Genomic DNA, 22,854 nt, shown 5'->3' with positions numbered 1-22,854 from the left:
GGGCTTACCGAGGCAGCGTCGTGGAGCCCATCAGGAACTGGTCGACCGTGCGCGCGCACTGGCGGCCTTCGCGGATCGCCCAGACCACCAGCGACTGGCCGCGCCGCATGTCGCCCGCGGCAAACACACCCGGCACGCTGGTGCTGTAGGCCTCTTTGCCTTCGGTGTCGGCCCGGGCATTGCCGCGCGCGTCCTTGTCGACGCCAAAGGCATCGAGCACGCCGCCCACCGGGTTGACGAAGCCCATCGCGAGGAATGCGAAATCGGCCGGAATCTCGAATTCGGAACCAGGCACTTCGCTCATCTTGTTGCCTTCCCATGCCAGGCGCACGGCCTTGATGGCCTTGAGCTTGCCATTCTCGCCGACGAAGGCCTTGGTGCCGATGGCCCAGTCGCGGGCGCAGCCTTCGTCGTGCGACGAGGACGTGCGCATGCGCAGCGGCCAGTAGGGCCAGGTCAACGGGCCGTTTTCCTGTTCGGGCGGACGCGGCAGCAGTTCGATCTGGGTGATGCTGGCCGCGCCATGGCGGTTGGAGGTGCCGACACAGTCGGAACCGGTATCGCCGCCCCCGATGACGACAACATGCTTGCCCTTGACATTGATCGGGTTCCTGCCGCCGCCGGAAACTTCCTTGTTCTGCGGGATCAGGAATTCGAGCGCGAAGTACACGCCTTCAAGTTCGCGGCCGGGTACCGGCAGATCGCGCGGGTTTTCCGCGCCGCCGGCAAGCACCACGGCATCGAAATCCTTCTTCAACTGCGCCGGGCTGACGGTCTTCTTCGCGTCATTGACCACGCCTCTGGGCAGCGCGGCATCGGTCACCATGGTGCCGGTGACGAACTTGACGCCTTCCGCCTTCATCTGCGCCATGCGCCAGTCGATCAGGCGCTTGTCCAGCTTGAAGTCGGGAATGCCGTAACGCAGCAGGCCGCCGATGCGGTCGTTCTTCTCGAACACCGTCACCGCATGACCGACGCGCGCCAGTTGCTGCGCCGCCGCCAGTCCTGCCGGGCCGGAGCCGACGATCGCGATCTTCCTGCCGGTCTTCTTCGCCGCGGGCTGTGGCACGACCCAGCCGTTCTCGCCGGCCTTGTCGATGATGGCGCGCTCGATCGACTTGATGCCGACCGGGGTTTGCGGAATGTTCAGCGTGCAGGCCGCCTCGCAGGGCGCGGGGCAGATGCGGCTGGTGAATTCCGGAAAGTTGTTGGTCGAATGCAGGGTCTCGATCGCTTCGCGCCACTTGCCTTTGTAGACGAGGTCGTTCCAGTCCGGGATCAGGTTGTTGACCGGACAGCCGTTGTTGCAGAACGGAATGCCGCAATCCATGCAGCGCGCGCCCTGTGTCCTGGCCTGATCGTCGGTCAGATGCGGGATGAATTCGTGGTAGTGGCGAACGCGGGTATCCGCCTTTTCGTAACTCTCGGAGATGCGCTGAAACTCCAGAAATCCGGTGGGCTTGCCCATTACGCTGCTTCCTTGAGACGGGTCGCTGCCAGTTCCTTCAGGGCGCGACGATATTCATGGGGGAAGACCTTGACGAACTTGCCGCGCGCCTTGACCCAGTCGGCGAGCAGCGCCTTGGCGCGCTCGCTGCCGGTCAGGCGGGCATGCTGCTCGATCATGTGCTTGAGTTGCGCTTCGTCGGTCTGGTTGCGATGGCGCATGCCGTCATCGGGCTGTTCCGCGTCCGGCAGCAGCTTGTCCAGCGCGACCATGGCCGGATTGCAGCGTTTTGCAAACATGCCGTCCTCGTCGTAGACGTAGGCAATGCCGCCCGACATGCCGGCCGCAAAGTTGCGCCCGGTGAGGCCGAGCACGGCCACGGTGCCGCCGGTCATGTATTCGCAGCCGTGATCTCCGGTGCCTTCGACGACGGCCGTCGCACCCGAATTGCGCACGCCGAAGCGCTCGCCGGCGACACCGCGGAAGAACACTTCACCTTCAGTGGCGCCGTAGAGCACCGTGTTGCCGACGATGATGTTCTCGCAGGGCACGCCGCGGAAACCCTGTGGCGGACGCACGATGATGCGGCCGCCGGAAAGCCCCTTGCCAACGTAGTCGTTGGCTTCGCCGGTAAGGTCGAGCGTGATGCCGCGCGCGAGGAAGGCGCCGAAGCTCTGCCCCGCCGTACCGGTGAACTTGATGGTGATGGTGTCGTCGGGCAAGCCCGCGTGACCCTTGCGCTTCGCCACCTGGTGCGACAGCAGCGTGCCGACGGTGCGGTTCTGGTTCCTGATCGGCGACTCGATCACCACTTTGGCGCCGCGCTCCAGTGCCGGCATGGCCCTGGCAATCAGGCCGTGATCCAGCGCGCCGGACAATCCGTGATCCTGGGTTTCGGTGTGGCGGGAAGAAACACCCGCCACTTCCGGCCGCCGGTAAAAAATCCGTGAGAAGTCGAGGCCCTTGGCCTTCCAGTGGTCGACACCCTTCTTCATGTCGAGCAGGTCGGAACGGCCGATCAGGTCGTCGAACTTGCGAATGCCGATCTGCGCCATCAGTTCGCGCACTTCCTCGGCGACAAAGAAGAAGTAGTTGACGACATGCTCGGGTTGACCCGAGAAACGCTGGCGCAGCACTGGATCCTGGGTTGCGACACCGACCGGGCAGGTGTTCAGATGGCATTTGCGCATCATGATGCAGCCTTCGACCACCAGCGGCGCCGTGGCGAAGCCGAACTCGTCGGCGCCGAGCAGCGCGCCGATCAGTACGTCGCGGCCGGTCTTCATCTGGCCGTCGGCCTGGACGCGAACACGACCGCGCAGGCGGTTGAGCACCAAAGTCTGTTGCGTTTCGGCGAGGCCCAGTTCCCACGGCGTGCCGGCATGCTTGATCGACGAGATCGGCGAGGCGCCGGTGCCGCCGTCATGGCCGGCGATCACCACGTGGTCGGCCTTGGCCTTGACCACGCCGGCGGCGACGGTGCCGACGCCGATTTCGGAAACCAGCTTGACCGACACGCTGCCGTCCGGATTGGAGTTCTTCAGGTCATGGATCAGTTGCGCCAGATCCTCGATGGAGTAGATGTCGTGGTGCGGCGGCGGCGAGATGAGCTGCACGCCCGGCACCGAATGGCGCAGGAAGCCGATGTATTCGGACACCTTGTGACCGGGCAGTTGGCCGCCCTCGCCGGGCTTGGCGCCTTGTGCCATCTTGATCTGGATCTGGTCGGCGTTGGCCAGATACTCGGCGGTGACGCCGAAGCGGCCGGATGCCACCTGCTTGATCGCCGAGCGCAGGCTGTCGCCTTCCCGGAGCGGAATGTCGCGCTCGATGCGAGTGGCGCCGATCACACCGGCCACCGTCTCGCCAGCGCCGACTTTTCGGAAGCGCTTGGGATCTTCGCCGCCTTCGCCGGTGTTCGACTTGCCGCCGATGCGGTTCATGGCGATGGCCAGGGTGCTGTGCGCTTCGGTGGAAATGCTGCCGAGCGACATGGCGCCGGTGGCGAAACGCTTGACGATTTCCTTGGCCGGCTCAACCTGATCGAGTGGGATCGAGGCACCAGCCGGCTTGATTTCGAACAGGCCGCGCAAGGTCATGTGGCGCTTGCCCTGGTCGTTGATCAGCCTGGCGTATTCCTTGTACGTCTCGGTCTTGCCCGAACGCGTCGCATGCTGCAGCTTGGCGATCGCGTCCGGCGTCCACATGTGTTCTTCGCCGCGCACGCGGAAGGCATATTCGCCGCCGCAGTCGAGCATGCTGGCCAGCACGGGATTGTCGCTCCAGGCGTCGGCGTGGGTTTTCAGCGCTTCCTCGGCGACTTCCTTGAGGCCGATGCCTTCGATCTTGGTCGGCGTGCCGGCGAAGTAGCGATTGACGAGGTCGGACGAGAGCCCGACCGCCTCGAAAATCTGCGCGCCGCAGTAGGACTGGTAGGTGGAGATGCCCATCTTCGACATCACTTTCATCAGGCCCTTGTTGATGGCCTTGATGTAGTTCTTCTGCGCGTCATATGCCGTCGGCTTGCTCGGCAATTGCCCGGCGATCGCGGCGATGCTGTCGAAGGCCAGCCAGGGATGGATTGCTTCGGCACCGTAGCCGGCCAGCGTGGCGAAATGATGCACTTCGCGGGCGGCGCCGGTTTCGACCACCAGCCCGCAGGAGGTACGCAAGCCGATCTTCACCAGATGCTGATGCACGGCCGAGCACGCCAGCAGCGCCGGGATCGGCGCGTTTTCGTGGTTGACGGCGCGGTCGGAGAGTATGACGACGCTGTAGCCCGCCGCCACGGCCTGTTCGGCGCGGACGCAGACCTGGTAGAGGGATCGGCTCAGTCCCGCCGAGCCTTCGGCCGCGGGCGTGGTGATGTCGACGACGATGGGCCGGAAGGTTCCCTGCGTCAGGTCGTCGATCTTCTTCAGCTTGGCCATGTCGGCCGGCGACAGTATCGGCTGATGCACTTCGAGACGCGGCGCCGGCCTGGTCTCGTCCACGCCGAGCAGGTTCGGGTGGGGGCTGACCAGAGATATCAGCGACATGACGATTTCCTCGCGGATCGGATCGATCGGCGGATTCGTCACCTGGGCAAACAGCTGCTTGAAGTAGTTGAACAGGGGCTTGGCCCGGTCCGAGAGAACTGGCAGCGGACTATCGTTGCCCATGGCGCCCGTGGCTTCCTCGCCCAGGGTGGCCATCGGTTCGAGGATGAACTTGAAGTCTTCCTGCGTATAGCCGAAGGCCTGCTGGATTTTCAGCAGGGGGCCGTTCGGCTTTTCCTGCGCCTTGACCTCGGGCATTTCGTCGACGAAGTGGCGCGAGGATTCGATCCACTTGCGATAGGGCTTGGCGGTGGACATGGTGCGCTTGAGTTCGGCGTCGTCAATGATGCGGCCCTGCTCCAGATCGATGAGGAACATCTTGCCTGGCTGCAGGCGCCACTTCTTGACGATGCGCTCCTGGGCGATCGGCAGCACGCCGATCTCGGAGGACATCACCACCAGGTCGTCGTCGGTGATCAGGTAGCGCGCCGGACGCAGGCCGTTGCGGTCGAGCGTGGCGCCGATCTGGCGGCCGTCGGTGAAGGCCACCGCGGCCGGGCCGTCCCACGGCTCCATCAGGGCCATGTGGTATTCGTAGAAGGCGCGCCGCTCTTCGTCCATCAGCGGATTGCCGGCCCAGGCTTCGGGGATCAGCATCATCATGGCGTGCGCCAGGCTGTAGCCACCCATGACGAGCAGCTCCAGGGCATTGTCGAACGATGCAGAATCGGACTGGCCGTCATAGATCAGCGGCCAGACCTTTTCCAGGTCCTCGCCCAGCACCGGCGAAGAAATGCCGTGCTCGCGCGCGCGCATCCAGTTCACATTGCCGCGCAAGGCGTTGATCTCGCCGTTGTGCGCGATCATGCGGAAGGGATGCGCCAGGTCCCAGGTCGGGAAGGTGTTGGTGGAGAAGCGCTGGTGTGCCAGCGCCATGGCTGAAACGGCGCGCTTGTCCTGCAGGTCGAGATAATAGGTGCCGACCTGGTTGGCCAGCAGCATGCCCTTGTACACGATGGTACGGCAGGACATGGACGGCACGTAGAACATCTTGCCGTCGGGCAGCTTGAGGGCCTGAATGGTGTGTCCGGTCGACTTGCGCAGGATGTAGAGCTTCCGCTCCAGTGCGTCGGCATCGGCGATATCGGGCCCGGCGCCGATGAACACCTGACGCACCACCGGCTCGATATCCTTTGCCGCCTGGGCCAGTCCCGCGTTATCCACCGGGACATCGCGCCAACCGAGCAGAACCTGGCCTTCGTAGCGAATGGCGCGCTCGATCACGGCCTCGCAGGCACGCCGGCTGGCATCGCCGCGCGGCAGGAATACCATGCCAACGCCATACTGGCCGGACGGCGGCAGCGTAACGCCTTGTTTGGCCATTTCCGCGCGCAGGAACGCGTCGGGGATCTGGATCAGGATGCCTGCGCCGTCACCCAGCAAAGGGTCGTAGCCCGTCGCTCCGCGATGTTCGAGATTTTCCAGAATCAGCAGGCCCTGCTCGATGATGGAGTGGCTCTTCTGATTCTTGATATGTGCAACGAAGCCGACGCCACAGGCGTCATGTTCATTGGCAGGATCGTATAAACCCTGGCGCTGGGGGAGGACCATCTTGTCTTTCCTCGGGAATACGGCCGGCAAAAAAGCCGGGGTGATGCCGCTCCCCGGCCTTGGATGGCCCGCCGAACACGGCGGACGAACTTGCAAATATACCGTCAAAAGCCGCCGAATTCAAGACGCTGCAACGCAGCATCGGGGCATCACAACTCGCCAACCGAGAACAGGCGGCGATGCTCCTTCATCGAATAGCGGTCGGTCATGCCGGCAATATAGTCGGCCGTGGCACGCTCGACGCTCCCGGTCGCCGCCATTTCCTGGTACTGCGGTGGCAGCAACCGCGGATCGCCGACAAATGCCCCGAACAAATCGTGAATGATGCGACGTGCCTTCGAGGTCATCCGCAACACCTGATAGTGCTGGTACAGATGCTCGCGCAGGAAACCCTTGAGCGCCCGGTTCTCCGCCTGCATGGTGTCGGTGAAGGCAATCAGCGCCGGCGCGGCGCGCACCTCGGCAAGGGTTTGCGGCGCCGCCGCCGCGATGCGGCGCCCCGATTCGGCCAGCAGATCCGTCACCAGCGCGCCGATCATGCGGCGTATGGTTTCATGCACGCGCCGACGACCCGAAATGTTCGGGAATTCAGCGTCCGCTTCAGCGGCATGGCGGGCAAAGAGACTCACCCCTTCAAGTTGCTCCAGGGTCAGCAGCCCCGAGCGCAAGCCGTCATCGACGTCGTGATTGTTGTAGGCAATCTCGTCGGCCAGATTGCAGATTTGCGCTTCCAGCGACGGCCGGCGGCCCTCGATAAATCGCCGGCCCAGTTCGCCCAGCTCGCGCGCTTTCGCCGGTGAACAGTGCTTGAGGATGCCCTCGCGCGTCTCGAACATCAGGTTGAGCCCGTCAAAGGCACCGTAGCGCTCTTCAAGGCGATCGACGATGCGCAGGCTTTGCAGGTTGTGCTCGAAGCCGCCGTGCGCCTGCATGCACTCGTTCAGCGCATCCTGTCCGGCGTGGCCGAAGGGGGTATGGCCGAGATCATGGGCCAGTGCGATGGCTTCGGTCAGATCGTCATTGAGATTCAGTGCGCGCGCGATCGAGCGCGCGATCTGCGCGACCTCGATGCTGTGCGTGAGTCGGGTGCGGAACAGGTCGCCTTCGTGATTGACGAAGACCTGTGTCTTGTATTCGAGACGACGAAAGGCGGTGGAATGCACGATGCGGTCGCGGTCGCGCTGGAACTCGCTGCGAGCCTTCGGGCGCGGCTCCGGGACGACGCGGCCGCGACTGGCGCCGTCGTCAACGGCATAGGGAGCCAGATCACGCACGGCAACAGGCTTCGATCGCGGCAACAATATCCTCGCGCGACGCATCGGCATGGGTCACGGCATCGCCCAGCGACTTCAGCAGGACCAGCCGCAGGCTGCCGGCGATCACCTTCTTGTCGTGGGACATCAGTTCGAGATAGCGTGCCGCGCCGAGATCCGCCCCTTTTACGGGCAAACCGGCGCGCTGCAGGAGCGTGCGGACACGCTCGACATCGGCGACGCACAACCAGCCGAGGCGGCGCGAAAGTTCGACGGCCATCATGGTCCCCGCGGCAACCGCTTCGCCGTGCAGCCACTCGCCATAGCCCATGCCGGTTTCAATCGCATGGCCGAAAGTGTGGCCGAGATTCAGGAGTGCGCGACCGCCTTCCCTGGCGGTCTCCAATTCATCCGCCGCCACCACTTCGGCCTTGTTGATGCAGGATCGCTCGATGGCATGGGCGAGCAATTCGCCGTCGCGCGCCAGAAGGCCGTCCATGTTGGCTTCCAGCCAGTCGAGGAAGGGCAGGTCGCGGATCAGCCCGTACTTGATCACCTCGGCCATGCCCGCCGACAGTTCGCGATCCGGAAGGGTTTTCAGAGTATCGGTATCGGCCAGCACCAGCTTCGGCTGCCAGAACGCGCCGACCATGTTCTTGCCGCGCGGATGATTGATGCCGGTCTTGCCGCCCACCGAGGAATCCACCTGCGACAACAGGGTGGTCGGTATCTGGATGAAAGGCACTCCGCGCTGGTAGGTGGCGGCGGCGAAACCCGCCAGATCGCCAATGACGCCGCCGCCGAGGGCGACAATGGTCGTGCTGCGGTCGCATCGCGTTGCCAGCAGGACGTCGTAGATCTGGTTGAGCGACTCCCAGGTCTTGTACGCCTCGCCATCGGGAAGGATGATCGGCGTAACGCCAACGCCGACTTTCTCAAGCGCCTTGACGAGTCCGTCCATGTACAACGGGGCGACGGTCGTGTTGCTGACCAGCGCGATGCGCGGAGTGCGCAGAAACGGGAGTATCTCCTCGGCGCGGGAAAGCAGGCCGCCATCGATCAGGATCGGGTAGCTGCGTTCAGCCAGGTCAAGATTCAAGCGGCGCATTGTCTGGCCAGCTCCCGTTCAAGCTGCTTTACAAGATGACTGATGCTGCCACCCGTGCTGGTAATGACGATATCCGCCACCTCGCGATACAAGGGATCGCGTACCGCAAACAGTTCCTCTATCTTCTGCATGGGATCGGCGACCTGCAGCAAGGGCCGGTTCGGATCGAGGCGGGTGCGCTCGAAGAGCAGGCGCGGCGCCACATGCAGGTAGATTACCGTCCCCCCCTGCCGGAGCGCAGCGCGATTTTGCGGGCGCAGGACGACACCGCCGCCGGTAGCCACGATCAGGTTTGATTCATCGGCCAGTTCGGCAATGACCCTGGATTCCCGGTCACGGAATCCCTGCTCGCCCTCGATGTCGAAGATCACGGGAATTCTGACCCCGGTGCGCGTTTCTATCTCGTGATCGGCATCGACAAAGGTGCGCTGCATGCGCCTCGCCAACTGACGGCCAACCGTTGTCTTGCCCGCGCCCGGCATGCCCACCAGATAGATATTGTTCTTTGCATTCACGGACGAATTGTAGCAGTGCAAAACAAAGGGGCCGGCACAAGCCGGCCCCTTTCACATGACAACGAACTCGATCAGCGCACGGTCAATGCTTCGGAGACAATCCGCGGCGTGATGAATACGAGCAATTCGCTGCGCGACTGGCTCTTCTGCGTGGTCTTGAACAGGAAGCCCACGTAGGGCAGATCACCAAGGAAGGGAACGCGGTCCTGCGTGGTGATGTCCGATTCACGGGCGAAGCCGCCGATCACCACGGTACCGCCGTTTTCCACAATCACGCTGGTGGTGATGGTATTGGTGTCGAGGCTGCCCGTCGTCGCATTGGTGATCGTGCTCTTGGCAATGTTCAGTTCGAGACTGATGCGGTTGTCCGGATTCACCGAAGGCGTAACCCCCAGAGTCAGCGGGGCCGAGAAAGTCTGGTAAATCGGCAGACCCGTGGTCGCATTGACACCCGTCAGAATGGTGACCTGCTGAGTGTTGTTGATGGTCGCCGCCTTGCGATTCAGGGTAACAATCTTCGGCGCTGAAACGGTCTTGTTGCGCGTGTCGTTCTCCGCCGCCTGCAACTCCAGCGAAATCAGTTTTGTGGCGGCGCTGTTGAACAGCATCAAGCCAAAATTGGCCGCCCCGGCCAAGGTGTAGCTGGGCCGGAAAATCTGGGTGGTCGTAGTAAGCGATGGGGTAATGCCCGCTCCATAGATGTCAATATTGTTGCCAGTATTCAACGGGGAGACGGAAAGCACACCCCGGGTATTGGTTCCTGGAATCACATACCCATTTTTTTGATAGTTAAAGGCATTCATCCGCACGCCCAGCGAATTGGCAAAACCCGTTGACGCTTCGACAATGCGCGCTTCGATCATCACCTGTTTGGGCGGGATATCCACATTCCGGATGACTTCACGGATCGCCTCGACCACGGCCGCCGTATCCCTGACAAATACCTGGTTGGTGGCGTCGTGCACCGAGATGCCGCCGCGCGCGGTAAGCATGCCCTTGCTCGGGCTGCCGGTTGCAACAGCACCCGGCGCCGCTGCCGCTGCAGGCGCACCACCGGCCGGCGGAGCGGCGGCCCCTGTCGCAGTTGCAGTGGTGGAAGCGAAACTGCTGTTCACCAGCGAAACGATGTCCGCGGTCTTGACATAGTTGAGCTTGAAGGTTTCCGCCACCAGTGGCGCAACATCGCTTGCCCGCGTCGCCTCGTCCGCCGTGTCCTGATCGCGTTTTTGCAGTACGGTCCGATCACCGAACAGAACGATGTCATTGCGCACCCGCATGCCGGAATTGACTTGCGCCATGATGATTTCCAGCGCCTGGTCGTAAGGAATGTTGTCGAGGTTTGCGGTAACCGTGCGGCCGTTCAGCGAGGGATCGATCAGCACATTCTTGCCCGAGATGTCGGCCAGGGTGCGCAAGACCATGGCGGCATCGGCGCCGAAGAAATTGATCGACACCTTCTGCCCCTGCTGCCCGCTCTGAACCAGCTTGTTGGCTTCATCCGCCGGGATCGGCTTGACTTCGATGGTGAGCTGGTTGTTCGCCAGATGGGCCTGATGAAACCAGCGTCCGCGGGCGGCAACTTCGAGGCGCGTCAGATTACCCATGGCGCGCGAAGTGAGCGTGCTGACCGGCGTCGCGAAATCATTGACGTCTCTCCGATTCTGCAGGCGCTCGGGCAACTCGACGTCGCGCAACTCGATGGAAAGCCCGGTACCCGTCCGACGAATGTCTATGGGTACGGTGCCATCGGTCAGATCGACGGTAATCGTTGCCTGACCATCTTCGCCACGGCGGAATACGATGTCGCGAATGGCGGCCGCATCAGCCGCCACAACAGGCTTGCCTGCGGTACCGGCGACCCCGCCGCTCGGCTGTGTCGGCTGATAGACGCTCGGCGCGGGCTCCTGGCTGGCCTGGACGCTCTGCGACTGCAGCTTGATGAACAGGACATCGCCGGCAATTTCGGTCGAAAACTTCGTCGGCCGGTAAAGGTTAAGCACCAGCCGCGTCAATTTGTCGGTCTGGACCAGATTCAGGCTCTTGAGATCGCCCGTCGCAATCTGCTGCGTTGTCTGACCCGACTGATTGTCGGTTCCCGGAAAATCAATAACGACGCGCGGGGGCTCGAGGACGCTCCAGTTCCCGGGCATTGCCTTCAACGGTGCGGCCATCTGCACCTTGAGCAGAATCTGGTCGCCTGTGCGGCTGAACTGGATCTGCTTGATCGAGTTATCGGCTGCAAGCGTTGTACCGCACAGACCAAACAAAAAGCCGGCCAGGGCAACGGCGGCAATGTGGATTTTATTCATCAATTTCCTCCTTCTTTCGGCACCATGAGCACCTTTTCCTGCTCGACCCATGCGCCGTTCGCATCCTTGACGGTTTCCAGCACCGTAACGCCGTCCTTGCTGATCGCCGTGATCTTGCCGAAGCTGCGTCCCATGTATTCACCAACGCGCACGTGCTTCGGCTTGTTCGGCGGCGGAGTCTGGATCAGGGCATAGGGCACCGTCCCTGCCGTGATGATGCCAACCACCTTGAGGTCCTCGATCGGGAAGATTTCCAGCGGCTGCTGCGGCCGGGTACGATCCGGCGCCGTCTTGTCCGCAACGGCCTCGAGCGTCACTATCTTGCCGGATGCGAAAGGCGGGGTCAGTGTCTCTGTTTCATAGGCAACCACCGGAAACGCGGTTATTTCCGGCAGGGGCGCCACTTTGCCCTTCATGCTCTTGGCCTCTTCGCGCATCCAGGTCCGCAAATCCTGATGCTCTTCAGCAGCGCAACCCAACAGCAAGAGCGGGCAGAGAAGAAGAAATGGATGGAGCTTCATTTCTTGGCCCCCTTGCTCGCGGCCTTCTTCTGAACGGCCATCTCGCCTTCGTCAAGATAGCGGAAGGTCTTTGCCGTCGTCCTCAGTACCAGTGTTCCGTTCGGATTCGCACTTAGATTGATGTCGTTCAGGGTGACGATGCGCGGCAGCTTGGCAAGGTCGCCGGTAAATGACCCGATGTCGTGGTAGCTGCCGATGAGGTTCAGCGTGATCGGCACTTCGGCATAAAACTCCCGGCGCGCCTCGCCACCCGGTTTGAAGAGTTCAACCGAAAGGCCCCTGGCTTGTGCCGCCTTGTTGATATCGACCAGCATGTCACCCATTTCGGCCTTGTTCGGCAACTGTTTGAGCAAGGCGCCGAACGATCGATCGATTTCGGCCAGCTGGCGGCGGTATTCGTCAAGATTGACGGCTTGCCGTTTTTTCCCCAGCCATTCTTCCTTGTGCTTGGCTTCCTGCGATTTCGCCGCCTCAAGCTCCTCCAACTGGACGCTCCAGCCGGTTTGCCCGAATCCCCATGCGGCAGCCAGCAAAAGCGCAAACAGGCCCAGCAGGCTGACTACGCGCGGAGCCAGGGGCCAGAGGCCCGGGTCTTTCGGATCCAGGGTCTTGAAATCCGTGGCCAGCTGCTGGAAATCGATCAGCGGCGGCTTGGGCGGCGCCGGTTCCGCCTTGACGGCTTGCGCTTCCGCCAGACGTTCGGCGGCCGACTTGCGCTTGAACAGCGATGACAGATCGGGCAGCTTCATCATTTCTTCCCCGGAGCCGCCGTCTGGCGGGTAATCACGGTGGTGATGTTGAATGCATTGAGGCGACGGTTGCCCACCACCTCGGCCTTTGTCTCGATCAGGGTCGATTGCTCCAGCAAGGGCGATTCGTCGAGATTGTTCATCAGCGTGGTGATTCGGGCATTTGACTGCGCATAGCCCGCAATGGCGATTTTGGGTCCGGTTTGCGCCAGCGTCCGCAAGTAGATGCCTTCCGGCACCTGTTTCGCCAGTTCGTTGAACAAGTGCACCGTCTCCGTGCGATTGGCCTGCAGCGCCTCGATGACCCGCTTGCGGGCCAGCAAGGCATTGGTCTGTTCCTGGATCTTCTTGATTTCGTCGATTTCCTTGTCCAGGCTCGAAATTTCCCGCTTGAGGAATTCATTCTTTTCGTTTTGCGCCGCAATCTGGCGGTTCACGATCGAGTAGCCAAGGAACCAGATCAACCCGGCCAGTACCGACACCAGCCCCAGCAACACGTAGAACTGCTGGCGCCGCCCCTTGCGTTTCGCCTCGCGGTGAGGAAGAAGGTTGATCCGGATCATTGATCGAACTTCCTGAGGGCCAAGCCGCAAGCCACCATCAGCGATGGCGCGTCCGCGGCAAGCTGTTTCGCGCGAATGCGCGGCGATATCGCCATGCCGGCAAACGGATCGGCCAATATCGTATTGACGTTGGTGCGCTGGCCGACGATTTCGGCGACACCCGGAACCAGCGCCGAGCCGCCCGCGAGAATGATGTGGTTAACTTCGCTGAAAGGCGTCGAGGTAAAGAAAAACTGCAACGCGCGCGCCACTTCCTGCGCCATGTTTTCAATGAAGGGATGGAGGATTTCCGCCTCGTAGTTGTCCGGCGGCGTACCCGAACGCTTCAGGTTCTCCGCTTCGTCGGCACCCATGCCATAGACCCGCATGATCTCGTCGGTGAGCTGCGATCCGCCAAAGGCCTGTTCACGTCCGTAGATCTGCTGGTCATCCTTCATGATGGTGACCTTCATGGCGGCGGCGCCGACATCGATCAATGCGATGATCTGGCCGGCACCTTCCTTCGGCAGCTGCTTGATTACCAGTTCATAGGCCGCCTGGATTGCGTAGGCCTCGACATCCATCACCACCGGTTTGAGTTCGGCCACTTCCGCGGCGGCGACGCGGTCTTCGACTTTTTCCTTGCGCGAGGCCGCCAGCAGTACTTCGACATCGTCGGGACTCCCCGGCGCAGGGCCGATCACCTGGAAATCCAGATTGACCTCCTCCAGCGCAAACGGAATGTACTGATTGGCTTCCGACTCGACCTGTATCTCCATGTCCTGCTCACGCAGATTGGCGGGCAGGGTGATCTTTTTGGTAATGACCGCGGACGTCGGCAGGGCCAGCGCGACGAATCGCGTCGAGGTGCCGAGTCGCTTCCAGCACCGCTGAAGGGTTTCCGCCACCGCCTCAAGCGAAGCCAGGTTGCCATCCAGCACAGCTTCCTTGGGCAAGGATTCAATCGCGTAGCGCTCGACCCGGGGCTGCCCCTTGCCGGCATCGACCAGTTCGACCATCTTGACGGCGGTCGAACTGATATCCACGCCGATCAGCGGACGCAGCTTCGGGTTAAAGATCGACTTCAGAGCCGAGACATCGATCTGCAAAGGATTTTTCCTTTAAAAATATTGCGTTACGAGCTATACAGATAATTTACTTCAGATGCTAGCAGCAACTATATCGACTGTAAAGCAAAATTATTGAGGATGGCCCGGCACAGCGTGTCTCCAGCGCCACAGCTATAATCACACGCGCCGCCCTCCAGCCCATTCAATTCGTGCCCATTCCCGCCCTGCCCGTTCCCGCCCGTTGGGCGCTGTATTTCCTGCTGCTGATCGGCGGCGCCGTGCTGAGCATCGCCGCGCTGGCCGGCATCGTGCTGATCCTGGCCTATCCACAGTTGCCCTCGATCGAGGTCCTGACCGACTACCAGCCGAAAATCCCGCTGCGCATCTACTCCAGCGACGGCCATCTGATCGGCGAGTTCGGCGAGGAACGACGCAACTTTGCACGCATCAAGGACGTTCCCTCCGTCATGAAGCAGGCCATTCTCGCGGCCGAAGATGAACGCTTCTACCAGCATCCGGGCATCGACACGCTGGGCGTATTGCGCGCAGCGTATTCCAATTTCGTGGGTGGTGGCAAGCGCCAGGGCGCTTCGACCATCACCATGCAGGTGGCGCGCAACTTTTTCCTTTCCAGCGAAAAAACCCTGACGCGCAAACTTTACGAGATGTTGCTGGCGTTCAAAATCGAGAACAATCTGGGCAAAGACCAGATACTCGAAATCTACATCAACCAGATTTTCCTCGGACAGCGCGCCTACGGCTTTTCGGCGGCGGCGCAAATCTACTTCGGCAAGGCGCTGAAGGATGTCAGCATCGCCGAGGCAGCCATGCTCGCCGGGCTGCCCAAGGCACCCTCGGCCTACAACCCGGTGGCCAATCCGAAGCGGGCGCAATTGCGCCAGCGCTATGTCCTGCGCCGCATGCACGAACTCGACTTCATCGACGACGCCCAATGGAAGTCCGCCCAGGCGGAAACCCTGCACGTCAAGCGCGACGTCAACGACTTCGGCGTCCGCGCCGAGCATGTGGCTGAAATGGCGCGCCAGATCGCTGCCGAGCGCTTCCCCGACGATGTCTACAGCCGGGGCCTGCGCGTCATCACCACCATCACCCGCAGCGACCAGCAGGCAGCCTACCTTGCGGTGCGCCGCGGCGTCATCGACTACGACCGCCGCCACGGCTATCGCGGCGCCGAGGCCTACGTCGAAGTGAAAAACAACGGGGCCGAGCAGGAAGAAGAGCTGGAAGAGTTGCTGTCCGAGTACGACGACAGCGACGACCTGCTGCCGGCCATCGTGCTCGAGGCAACGCCGAAACTTGTCCGCGCCTACCTGCGCGGCGGTGAAATTCTCAAGATCGGCGACGAGGGCCTCAAGTTCGCCGCGCGCATGCTGGACGAAAAATCGCCGCCCAACAAGCGGGTGCGGCGCGGCGCGGTGATCCGCGTGCAGAAGGCCGACAAGGGATGGCAGATCACCCAGCTGCCCGAGGTGGAAGCCTCATTCGTCGCCGCCAGCCCGGTCGATGGCGCAATCCGGGCGCTGGTCGGCGGCTTCGATTTCAATCGCAGCAAGTTCAACCATGTCACCCAGGCCTGGCGCCAGCCCGGCTCCAGCTTCAAGCCCTTCATCTACTCGGCCGGTCTGGAAAAGGGTTACACCCCGGCCTCCGTCATCGAAGACGAACCCGTCTCGATCTCCGCCGAAGAAACCGGTTCCCAGGCCTGGGAACCGAAGAACTACGACGGCAAATACGAAGGCCCGATGAGCCTGCGCACCGCGCTGGCGAAATCCAAGAACATGGTGTCGATCCGCCTGCTGCGCTCGATCGGCACGCAATACGCACAGGACTACGTGACGCGCTTCGGCTTCGACGCGGACAAGAATCCGCCTTACCTGACGCTGGCGCTGGGCGCCGGCGCGGTGACGCCCTGGCAGCAGCTCGCCGCCTATTCCATCTTCGCCAACGGCGGCTATCGCATCGAGCCGCATATCGTGCGCAAGATCCTCGACGACAAGGGCGTGGTGCTGGCCGAGATGCAGCCCGCGCTGGCGGGCGACGAATCACTGCGCGCGATCGACGCGCGCAACGCCTGGCTGATGGACAGCATGATGCACGATGTGGTGCGGCGCGGCACCGCCACCCGCGCCGCCGCGGTACTCAAGCGTGGCGACCTGGCGGGCAAGACCGGCACCACCAACGATTACATCGATGCCTGGTTCTGCGGCTACCAGCCGACCGTGGTCGGCGTCGCCTGGATCGGCTTCGACCAGCCCAAGCGCATGGGCAACGGCGAAACCGGCGGCGCGGCCGCCCTGCCGATCTGGATCGGCTTCATGGAGCATGCACTGAAGAACGTTCCCGAGAGCTGGCAGGAAACCCCCGAAGGCCTGGTGGCGATCGTCGCCAACGATCCCTCGGGCAAGGCCAGCAAGGAGCTCATCTACCGTGAGCATCTGCCGCCACTGCCGGCCGAGGAGGAAAGGGAAGAAGCCAAACAGGCTCCGGCGCCGGTGCAGGACGCCAAACCGAAGCCCGTTGAAAAGCTCGCGGCGGAAAAACCTGCGGCGCAGAAACCCGCCGAAAAGAAGAACTAAAGTTCGACCCTGACGCCGGCCTGTTCGGAAAGGGTGCGCGACAAGGCCGCCATCAATTCTTCGCCGTCGCGCGTGCCCAGCCAGCGCCCGCCCTCGGGACGAAAATGATAGCCACCGGACTTCGCCGCGAGCCAGATCTCCCGCGCCGCGCCGTGACGATTCAGGATGATCTTCGAGCCGTTCTCGAACTCGATCTCGATCACGCCGCCGGGCTTGGTTTCAAAATCGAAATCGGCAACTCCACTTTCGCTCGCCGCCTCCAGCGCCGCCTCGATGCGTGCCAGCTCGGCATCCGCCGCGGCCATGAATTCCCGCTCATCCATCGCGTGTTACCATCCTTTGCCTGTCGAGACACACCTATTTGCCATGCGCCTGATTCCTTCATTCCTCGCCGCCCTGGTCGCCCTGACGGCGCTCGCCGCCTGTGGCACCAAGACCCCGTTGTCGCTTCCGCCCCAGCCGCAAACCGCGGCCAAGGCCGCCGTACCGCCGGCGCCGTCCCACGAGGGGATACCGCTTCGCATAACTCCTGCGGCCGATAATAGCAACAAAGCCGTCGCCGAGCCTCGCCAATGAGCCTTGCCGTCATGCACCAGGACGGCCTTCGCGTCGAAGGCGTCGCGCTGGCCGGGATCGCCGCTCGCTTCGGCACGCCCTGCTATGTCTATTCGCGCGCCGCGCTCACCGCCGCCTACGCGGGCTATCGCGATGCGCTGCAGGCGCATGGCCTGGCCGACCGCTCGCTGATCTGCTACGCGGTCAAGGCCAATTCCAATCTCGCCATCCTCAACCTGTTCGCGCGGCTCGGCGCCGGCTTCGACATTGTCTCCGCCGGCGAGCTGGCGCGCGTCCTGGCGGCCGGCGGCAGCCCGGAAAAAATCGTGTTCTCCGGCGTCGGCAAGTCGCGTGCGGAAATGCGCGCCGCGCTGGAAGCAGGCATTCACTGCTTCAACGTCGAATCAGCCAGCGAACTCGACCATCTCAATGAAGTCGCCGGCAGCCTCGGCCGCCGCGCGCCGGTGTCATTGCGCGTCAACCCGGACGTCGACGCCAGGACCCATCCCTACATTTCCACCGGCCTCAAGAGCGCCAAGTTCGGCGTCGCCATCGCCGATGCCTTCGACATCTACCGGCGCGCGGCGTCGCTGCCGCACATCGCGGTGAAGGGCATCGACTGCCACATCGGCTCGCAACTGCTCGACCCGGCGCCGGCGGCCGAAGCCGCCGACAAGGTGCTGGCCCTGGTCGATCGCCTGGCGGCGGCCGGCATCGTGCTGGAACACATCGACCTCGGCGGCGGCATGGGCATCCAGTACCGCGCCGACGAGCCGGCACCGGCGACCACCGACTATCTGGCGCCGATGCTGGCGAAGCTGGCCGGACGCCGCGAAAAGCTGGTGTTCGAACCCGGCCGCTCGCTGGTCGGTAACGCGGGCCTGCTGCTGACCCGCGTCGACGTGCTGAAACCCGGCGAAGAGAAGCACTTCGCGGTGGTCGATGCGGCGATGAACGACCTGATGCGCCCCGCGCTGTATGACGCCTGGCACGACATCGTGAAAGTCGGCGCCGACGATACGGCGACGGGCGCGGCCATGTCCTACGAAATCGTCGGCCCGGTCTGCGAGTCGGGCGACTTCCTCGGCCACGACCGCCTGCTGGCCCTGCGCGAAGGCGACCTGCTGGCCATCCTCTCGGCCGGCGCCTACGGCATGGCCATGGCCTCGAACTACAACACCCGGCCGCGCGCCGCGGAAGTCATGGTCGATGGCGGCAGCGTCCATCTGATCCGCCGCCGCGAGGAGATCGCGGAACTCTTCGCGCTGGAATCGGTCCTGCCCTGATGCGTCACGCCCTCGTTGCCAGCCTGGCACTGATCCTCCTTGCTGCCTGCGGTCAGAAAGCCGAAGAGAAAAAGGCCGTGCCGCCGCCGTCGCTGATCACCGTGACACAGGCGACCAAGGGCGAGTTCGAGGTCGCGCTGGAAACCCTGGGCACCCTGGAAGTGCTGGCCGATCCGAAGATCGGCGCCGAAGTCGCCGGTCGCGTGACGCAGGTCCTGGTCCGTACCGGCACGCAGGTCAAGGCCGGCGATCTGCTGGCGGTGATCGATGCCGGCGATGTCACCCTTCAAAACAAGGCCGACGAAGCCGAAGCGCGGCGCGTCGAGGCGCTGGCGCGGCAGCAGGAGAAGCTCGCCGAACGCCAGCAGTCGCTGATGGACAAGGGCTTCCTGTCGAAGAACGCCGGCGAGGATGTCGCCGCCCAGCGTGCCGCGCTCGCCGCCCAGCTTGACGCCACGCGGGCGCGCGCCGACAACAGCCGGCGCGCGGTCGGCAAGGACCCGTGTCGTGGCGCCGATGGCCGGCATCGTCGAAGTGCAGGTCGTCTCGCCCGGCGATTACGTCAAGATCGGCGATCCGCTGTTCAACCTGGTCGCGCCGAAAAAGCTGCGCGCGCACCTGCCCTTCGCCGAGAGCTTCGGTCCGCGCCTGAAGCCCGGGCAGGAGGTCAGGCTGGTTTCCCCGCTGGCGCCGGGCAAGGTGTTTGCCAGCCGCATCAAGGACATCCGCCCCGGCATCGTCGAAGGCAGCCGCAGCCTCGATGTGCTGGTCGACATCGACAATGACGGCAGCCTGCGCGGCGGCGGCACGGTCAATGCCGCGGTGATCGTCTCGGCCAAGGCCGAAGCCCTGACCGTGCCCGAGCAAAGCGTGGTGCTGCGCCCCGCCGGCAAGGTGGTGTATGTCGTCGCCGACGTAGACGGGCAGAAGAAGGCGCAGCAGAAGCCGGTCAAGGTCGGCGCCAAGCGCAGCGGCCGCATCGAGGTCCTCGAAGGCCTCTCCGGCGGCGAAACCATCGCGCTCGATGGCGCCGGCTTCCTCACCAACGGCGCCGCCGTCGCCATCAAGGAAGCCGCGAAGGCCGGCAAGCCCGGGCCCACAGTCGGCGCTGGCGGTACGGCGGCCACGGGTGCGGCCGGCACCCAAGACGCCGCCAAGCCCGACGCTAAATGACCCTGCCCGAGCTTTCCGTCAAGCGCCACGTCCTGGCGTGGATGGCGAATGCCATGCTGGTGCTGTTCGGGGTGATCGCCTTCACCCGCATCGGCATGGACCGCCTGCCCTACATCGAATTTCCGGTGGTCTCGGTCACCACCACGCTGAAGGGCGCCAACCCCGACATCGTCGATTCCAGCGTCACCAACCTGATCGAAAGCGCGGTCAACAGCGTGCCCGGCATCGAGCACATCCAGTCCACCTCCTCGCCCGGCGTCTCGGTGGTGAACATCACCTTCGGCCTGGAAAAGAACGTCGATGTCGCCTTCAGCGAGGTGCAATCCAAGGTCAACCAGGCGCAGCGCCGCCTGCCCAAGGACGTCGACCCGCCGATCGTGGCCAAGGTCGAGACCAATGCCTCGCCGATCTTCTGGATGGCGGTGCAGGGCGACCGCACCCAGCAGCAATTGAACCAGTACGCGCTCAACGTCATCAAGAAGAAGCTGGAAACCATCAACGGCGTCGGTGAAGTGCGCCTCGGCGGCCGCCGCGACCGCACCATCCGCGTCAATCTGCTGCCGGCCCGCATGACCGCGCTGGGCGTTTCGGCGCAGGATGTCAGCGATGCCTTCGCCCGCGAGCATGTGCAGCTGCCCGGCGGTTTCGTCGTCGGCGAAACCACCGAGCACCTGGTCAAGCTCGACCTCGAATTCCATACCCTCGATGCGCTGGGCGGCATGGTGGTCGGCTACCGCGGCTCGCCGCCGAACGCCGCGCCCATCCACCTCGGCGACATCGCGGAACTGGAGGACGGCCTCACCGACAACCGCCAGCTGGCGCGCTTCAACGGCGAGACCACGGTCGGCATGGGAGTGGTCAAGGTGACCAATGCCAATACCGTCGCCATCGTCGAACGCATCAAGGAAAAGCTGGCGAACGAAATCGAGCCGCAGCTGCCGCCGGGGATGAAGATCAGCATCGTCTCCAACGATGCCGTGTTCATCCTCGAAATCGTCAACTCGCTGAAGCAGCACCTGGTCGAAGGCACGCTGCTGGCCTCGCTGGTGGTCTGGTTCTTCCTGCGTTCGCTGCGTTCGACCTTGATCGTCGCGCTGGCGATTCCGGTCTCGCTGATGGGCGCCATCGCGGTAATCTATTTCTTCGGCTACACGCTGAATTCGCTGACCATGCTGGCCCTGCTGCTCTTGATCGGCGTCGTCGTCGACGATGCCATCGTGGTACTGGAGAACATCTTCCGCCATCGCGAGGAGATCGATCCCGAGCCGGTCGCCGCCGCCATCAATGGCAGCAAGGAAGTGGTATTCGCCGTGATCGCGGCGACGCTGTCGCTGGTCTCCATCTTCGCCCCGGTGATTTTTCTGTCGGGCATCATCGGCCAGTTCTTCCGCTCGTTCGCCGTGGTGGTCACCTTCGGCGTGCTGGTCTCGCTGTTCGTCTCGCTGACCCTGACGCCGATGCTCTGCTCGCGCTACCTCAAGGTCGAAAAGCAGCACGGGCGCATCTACCACCTGTTCGACCGGGTGCTGGACGGCCTCGACCGCCTCTACATCCGCCTGCTGGACCGCGCCTTGCGGAGCCGCTGGCAGGTCGTCGCGCTGACCGTCGCGGTGGTCGGCTCTTCGGTGTTTTTCTTCATGAACGTCGGCAAGACCTTCACCCCCGACGAAGACGAGGGACGCTTCCGCATCTCGCTGCGCACGCCGCTGGGTTCCAGCATCGACTACACCGACGGCAAGCTGCGCGAGGTGGAAGAAGTGCTCAACCGCTACCCCGAGGTCCGCACCGAGTTCGCCCTGATCGGGTTGGGCACCGCCGGGCAGGTCAACCAGGGCACGGTGGTGGTGCGCATGGCGCCGCGCGAAGAACGCAAACGCAGCCAGCACGAAATCATCGGCCAGGTGCGCCGCGACCTCGCCGCGATTCCCGGTGCGCGCGCCTTTGCCGCGCCCTTCGCCGTGGTCGGCGGCCAGCGCGGCGAGCCCTTGCAGTTCGTGCTGGCCGGCGACAACATCGACGAAATCGGCCGCCTCTCGCGCGAATTCCAGCAGAAGCTCGCCACGGTACCCGGCATCGGCCGCATCGACTCCGACATCCAGCTCGACCTGCCGCAACTGGTGTTCATTCCCGATCGCCTGCGCATCGCGGCGGCGAACCTTTCCAGCAGCGATGTCGCCCTGGCGGTCAACATGCTGACCGGCGGCATCGACATCGCCAAGTTCAACGACGAGCCCGGCGACGGCCAGCGCTACGACATCCGCGTCAAGGCCAGGCCGGGCGAATTCACCCAGCCCGCCGACCTGTCGAAGATCTTCCTGCGCAGCCGCGACGGCAAGATGGTGCGCCTCGATTCCGTCGCCCGCTTCGAGGAACGCCTCGGCCCCGCCGTGGTCGGCCGCTTCGATCTGCAATACGCCGCAACCTTCTATGCCACGCCGTCGATTCCCTTGGGCGAAGCCGTCGAGGCCGTGCGCCGCGCCGGACAGGAAGTGCTGCCCACCGGCTACCAGGTGCGCTTCATCGGCCAGGCGGAGGAATTCGGCAAGACCATGAAGTACATGGTGTTCACCTTCGCCCTGGCGATCATGCTGCTCTACATGGTGCTTGCCAGCCAGTTCAATTCCTTCATCCAGCCGGCCATCGTCATGCTGGCGCAGCCGCTGGCCGTGGTCGGCGGCGTCGCCGCGCTGTGGGCCACCGGGCAGACGCTGAACATCTATTCGATGATCGGCCTGACGCTCCTGATCGGCCTCGTGGCGAAGAACTCCATCCTGCTGGTCGACCTCGCCAACCAGCGCCGCGCCGCCGGCATGGCGGTGGACGCGGCGCTGCGCAATGCCTGCCCGATCCGCATGCGCCCGGTGCTGATGACCTCGGCCACCGTGATTTTGGCGCTGGCTCCCGCCGCGCTGGGCCTCGGCGCCGGCGCCGAAACCCAGCAGCCGCTGGCGATCGCCGTCATCGGCGGCATGGTCTCCTCCACCTTGCTGACCCTGGTGGTGGTGCCGGCGGTGTATTCGCTGATCGAGGGCCGGCTGGAGAGCCTCGCCTGAGGCGAGCCCGGGAGTCGGTGCCGGCGG

Annotated in this window: 17 protein-coding genes; 5 read left to right on the top strand and 12 right to left on the bottom strand. The window is 63.6% G+C overall.

Annotated features, from left to right (window positions below; translation table 11 throughout):
• Positions 1–4: 4 nt before the first annotated feature.
• The 10 genes from SUTH_RS02950 to SUTH_RS02905 form a co-directional block, all read right to left on the bottom strand.
• Positions 5–1,468, bottom strand: coding sequence for a glutamate synthase subunit beta (locus SUTH_RS02950; protein WP_041096963.1), 1,464 nt, complete (start codon positions 1,466–1,468; stop codon positions 5–7).
• Positions 1,468–6,096 (bottom strand): glutamate synthase-related protein, encoded by a 4,629-nt coding sequence (locus tag SUTH_RS02945; protein WP_041096961.1) that lies wholly within the window; start codon positions 6,094–6,096, stop codon positions 1,468–1,470. The genes SUTH_RS02950 and SUTH_RS02945 overlap by 1 nt, the downstream gene beginning before the upstream one ends.
• 149 nt (positions 6,097–6,245) lie before the next feature.
• The gene (locus tag SUTH_RS02940; protein WP_041096959.1) at positions 6,246–7,370 is read right to left on the bottom strand and encodes a deoxyguanosinetriphosphate triphosphohydrolase; all 1,125 of its coding nucleotides are present in this window, start codon (positions 7,368–7,370) and stop codon (positions 6,246–6,248) included.
• Positions 7,363–8,457 (bottom strand): 3-dehydroquinate synthase, encoded by a 1,095-nt coding sequence (gene aroB, locus SUTH_RS02935; RefSeq protein WP_041096957.1) that lies wholly within the window; start codon positions 8,455–8,457, stop codon positions 7,363–7,365. Before aroB ends, SUTH_RS02940 begins: the two co-directional genes overlap by 8 nt.
• Positions 8,445–8,972 carry a shikimate kinase gene (locus tag SUTH_RS02930; RefSeq protein ID WP_148312838.1) on the bottom strand — a complete coding sequence of 176 codons (528 nt, stop codon included), beginning with the start codon at positions 8,970–8,972 and terminating at the stop codon, positions 8,445–8,447. Before SUTH_RS02930 ends, aroB begins: the two co-directional genes overlap by 13 nt.
• A 71-nt stretch (positions 8,973–9,043) precedes the next feature.
• On the bottom strand, positions 9,044–11,281 hold the full coding sequence (gene pilQ, locus SUTH_RS02925) for a type IV pilus secretin PilQ (RefSeq protein ID WP_041096955.1): 2,238 nt from the start codon (positions 11,279–11,281) through the stop codon (positions 9,044–9,046).
• Complete coding sequence (locus SUTH_RS02920; protein ID WP_041096953.1) at positions 11,281–11,802, bottom strand: pilus assembly protein PilP; 522 nt, start codon at positions 11,800–11,802, stop codon at positions 11,281–11,283. Before SUTH_RS02920 ends, pilQ begins: the two co-directional genes overlap by 1 nt.
• Positions 11,799–12,551 (bottom strand): type IV pilus inner membrane component PilO, encoded by a 753-nt coding sequence (locus tag SUTH_RS02915; RefSeq protein ID WP_084207233.1) that lies wholly within the window; start codon positions 12,549–12,551, stop codon positions 11,799–11,801. The genes SUTH_RS02920 and SUTH_RS02915 overlap by 4 nt, the downstream gene beginning before the upstream one ends.
• On the bottom strand, positions 12,551–13,114 hold the full coding sequence (locus SUTH_RS02910; RefSeq protein WP_041096951.1) for a PilN domain-containing protein: 564 nt from the start codon (positions 13,112–13,114) through the stop codon (positions 12,551–12,553). Before SUTH_RS02910 ends, SUTH_RS02915 begins: the two co-directional genes overlap by 1 nt.
• Entirely contained in the window at positions 13,111–14,202 is a 1,092-nt protein-coding gene (locus SUTH_RS02905) for a pilus assembly protein PilM (protein ID WP_231851093.1), read from the bottom strand. The genes SUTH_RS02910 and SUTH_RS02905 overlap by 4 nt, the downstream gene beginning before the upstream one ends.
• A 170-nt stretch (positions 14,203–14,372) precedes the next feature.
• Between SUTH_RS02905 and SUTH_RS02900 the strand changes: the two genes are divergently transcribed.
• The gene (locus SUTH_RS02900; RefSeq protein WP_408054956.1) at positions 14,373–16,760 is read left to right on the top strand and encodes a penicillin-binding protein 1A; all 2,388 of its coding nucleotides are present in this window, start codon (positions 14,373–14,375) and stop codon (positions 16,758–16,760) included.
• Here SUTH_RS02900 and cyaY read toward each other — a convergent pair.
• The gene (cyaY, locus tag SUTH_RS02895) at positions 16,757–17,083 is read right to left on the bottom strand and encodes an iron donor protein CyaY (protein ID WP_041096949.1); all 327 of its coding nucleotides are present in this window, start codon (positions 17,081–17,083) and stop codon (positions 16,757–16,759) included. The genes SUTH_RS02900 and cyaY overlap by 4 nt on opposite strands.
• On the opposite strand from cyaY, the gene lptM reads away from it, so the two are divergent.
• Positions 17,034–17,336 carry an LPS translocon maturation chaperone LptM gene (lptM, locus tag SUTH_RS19985; protein ID WP_331709763.1) on the top strand — a complete coding sequence of 101 codons (303 nt, stop codon included), beginning with the start codon at positions 17,034–17,036 and terminating at the stop codon, positions 17,334–17,336. The two genes, cyaY and lptM, sit on opposite strands and share 50 nt — an antisense overlap.
• A complete protein-coding gene (lysA, locus tag SUTH_RS02885; protein ID WP_041096945.1) occupies positions 17,333–18,601 on the top strand; it encodes a diaminopimelate decarboxylase in 1,269 nt (422 codons plus the stop codon). The genes lptM and lysA overlap by 4 nt, the downstream gene beginning before the upstream one ends.
• Here the strand turns inward: lysA and SUTH_RS20395 are convergent.
• Positions 18,487–19,128, bottom strand: a complete 642-nt coding sequence (locus SUTH_RS20395) for a hypothetical protein (RefSeq protein ID WP_171817285.1) — start codon at positions 19,126–19,128, stop codon at positions 18,487–18,489. The two genes, lysA and SUTH_RS20395, sit on opposite strands and share 115 nt — an antisense overlap.
• On the opposite strand from SUTH_RS20395, the gene SUTH_RS18240 reads away from it, so the two are divergent.
• Together SUTH_RS18240 and SUTH_RS02875 are read left to right on the top strand one after the other, a co-directional pair.
• Positions 19,118–19,774, top strand: a complete 657-nt coding sequence (locus SUTH_RS18240) for an efflux RND transporter periplasmic adaptor subunit (RefSeq protein ID WP_171817300.1) — start codon at positions 19,118–19,120, stop codon at positions 19,772–19,774. The genes SUTH_RS20395 and SUTH_RS18240 overlap by 11 nt on opposite strands.
• Positions 19,771–22,827 carry an efflux RND transporter permease subunit gene (locus SUTH_RS02875; protein WP_041096943.1) on the top strand — a complete coding sequence of 1,019 codons (3,057 nt, stop codon included), beginning with the start codon at positions 19,771–19,773 and terminating at the stop codon, positions 22,825–22,827. The genes SUTH_RS18240 and SUTH_RS02875 overlap by 4 nt, the downstream gene beginning before the upstream one ends.
• Positions 22,828–22,854: the final 27 nt, after the last annotated feature.

It is taken from the genome of Sulfuritalea hydrogenivorans sk43H, from assembly GCF_000828635.1.
GTDB lineage: Bacteria > Pseudomonadota > Gammaproteobacteria > Burkholderiales > Rhodocyclaceae > Sulfuritalea > Sulfuritalea hydrogenivorans.
This window is presented reverse-complemented; position numbering and strand designations above follow the sequence as displayed.

Coding starts and splice junctions, on each gene's coding strand:
- SUTH_RS02950 (WP_041096963.1), bottom strand. CDS start 1,468: ATGGGCAAGCCCACCGGATTTCTGGAGTTTCAGCGCATCTCCGAGAGT.
- SUTH_RS02945 (WP_041096961.1), bottom strand. CDS start 6,096: ATGGTCCTCCCCCAGCGCCAGGGTTTATACGATCCTGCCAATGAACAT.
- aroB (WP_041096957.1), bottom strand. CDS start 8,457: ATGCGCCGCTTGAATCTTGACCTGGCTGAACGCAGCTACCCGATCCTG.
- pilQ (WP_041096955.1), bottom strand. CDS start 11,281: ATGAATAAAATCCACATTGCCGCCGTTGCCCTGGCCGGCTTTTTGTTT.
- SUTH_RS02920 (WP_041096953.1), bottom strand. CDS start 11,802: ATGAAGCTCCATCCATTTCTTCTTCTCTGCCCGCTCTTGCTGTTGGGT.
- SUTH_RS02915 (WP_084207233.1), bottom strand. CDS start 12,551: ATGAAGCTGCCCGATCTGTCATCGCTGTTCAAGCGCAAGTCGGCCGCC.
- SUTH_RS02910 (WP_041096951.1), bottom strand. CDS start 13,114: ATGATCCGGATCAACCTTCTTCCTCACCGCGAGGCGAAACGCAAGGGG.
- lptM (WP_331709763.1), top strand. CDS start 17,034: ATGCGTGCCAGCTCGGCATCCGCCGCGGCCATGAATTCCCGCTCATCC.
- cyaY (WP_041096949.1), bottom strand. CDS start 17,083: ATGGATGAGCGGGAATTCATGGCCGCGGCGGATGCCGAGCTGGCACGC.
- lysA (WP_041096945.1), top strand. CDS start 17,333: ATGAGCCTTGCCGTCATGCACCAGGACGGCCTTCGCGTCGAAGGCGTC.
- SUTH_RS18240 (WP_171817300.1), top strand. CDS start 19,118: ATGGCCGGCATCGTCGAAGTGCAGGTCGTCTCGCCCGGCGATTACGTC.
- SUTH_RS20395 (WP_171817285.1), bottom strand. CDS start 19,128: ATGCCGGCCATCGGCGCCACGACACGGGTCCTTGCCGACCGCGCGCCG.
- SUTH_RS02875 (WP_041096943.1), top strand. CDS start 19,771: ATGACCCTGCCCGAGCTTTCCGTCAAGCGCCACGTCCTGGCGTGGATG.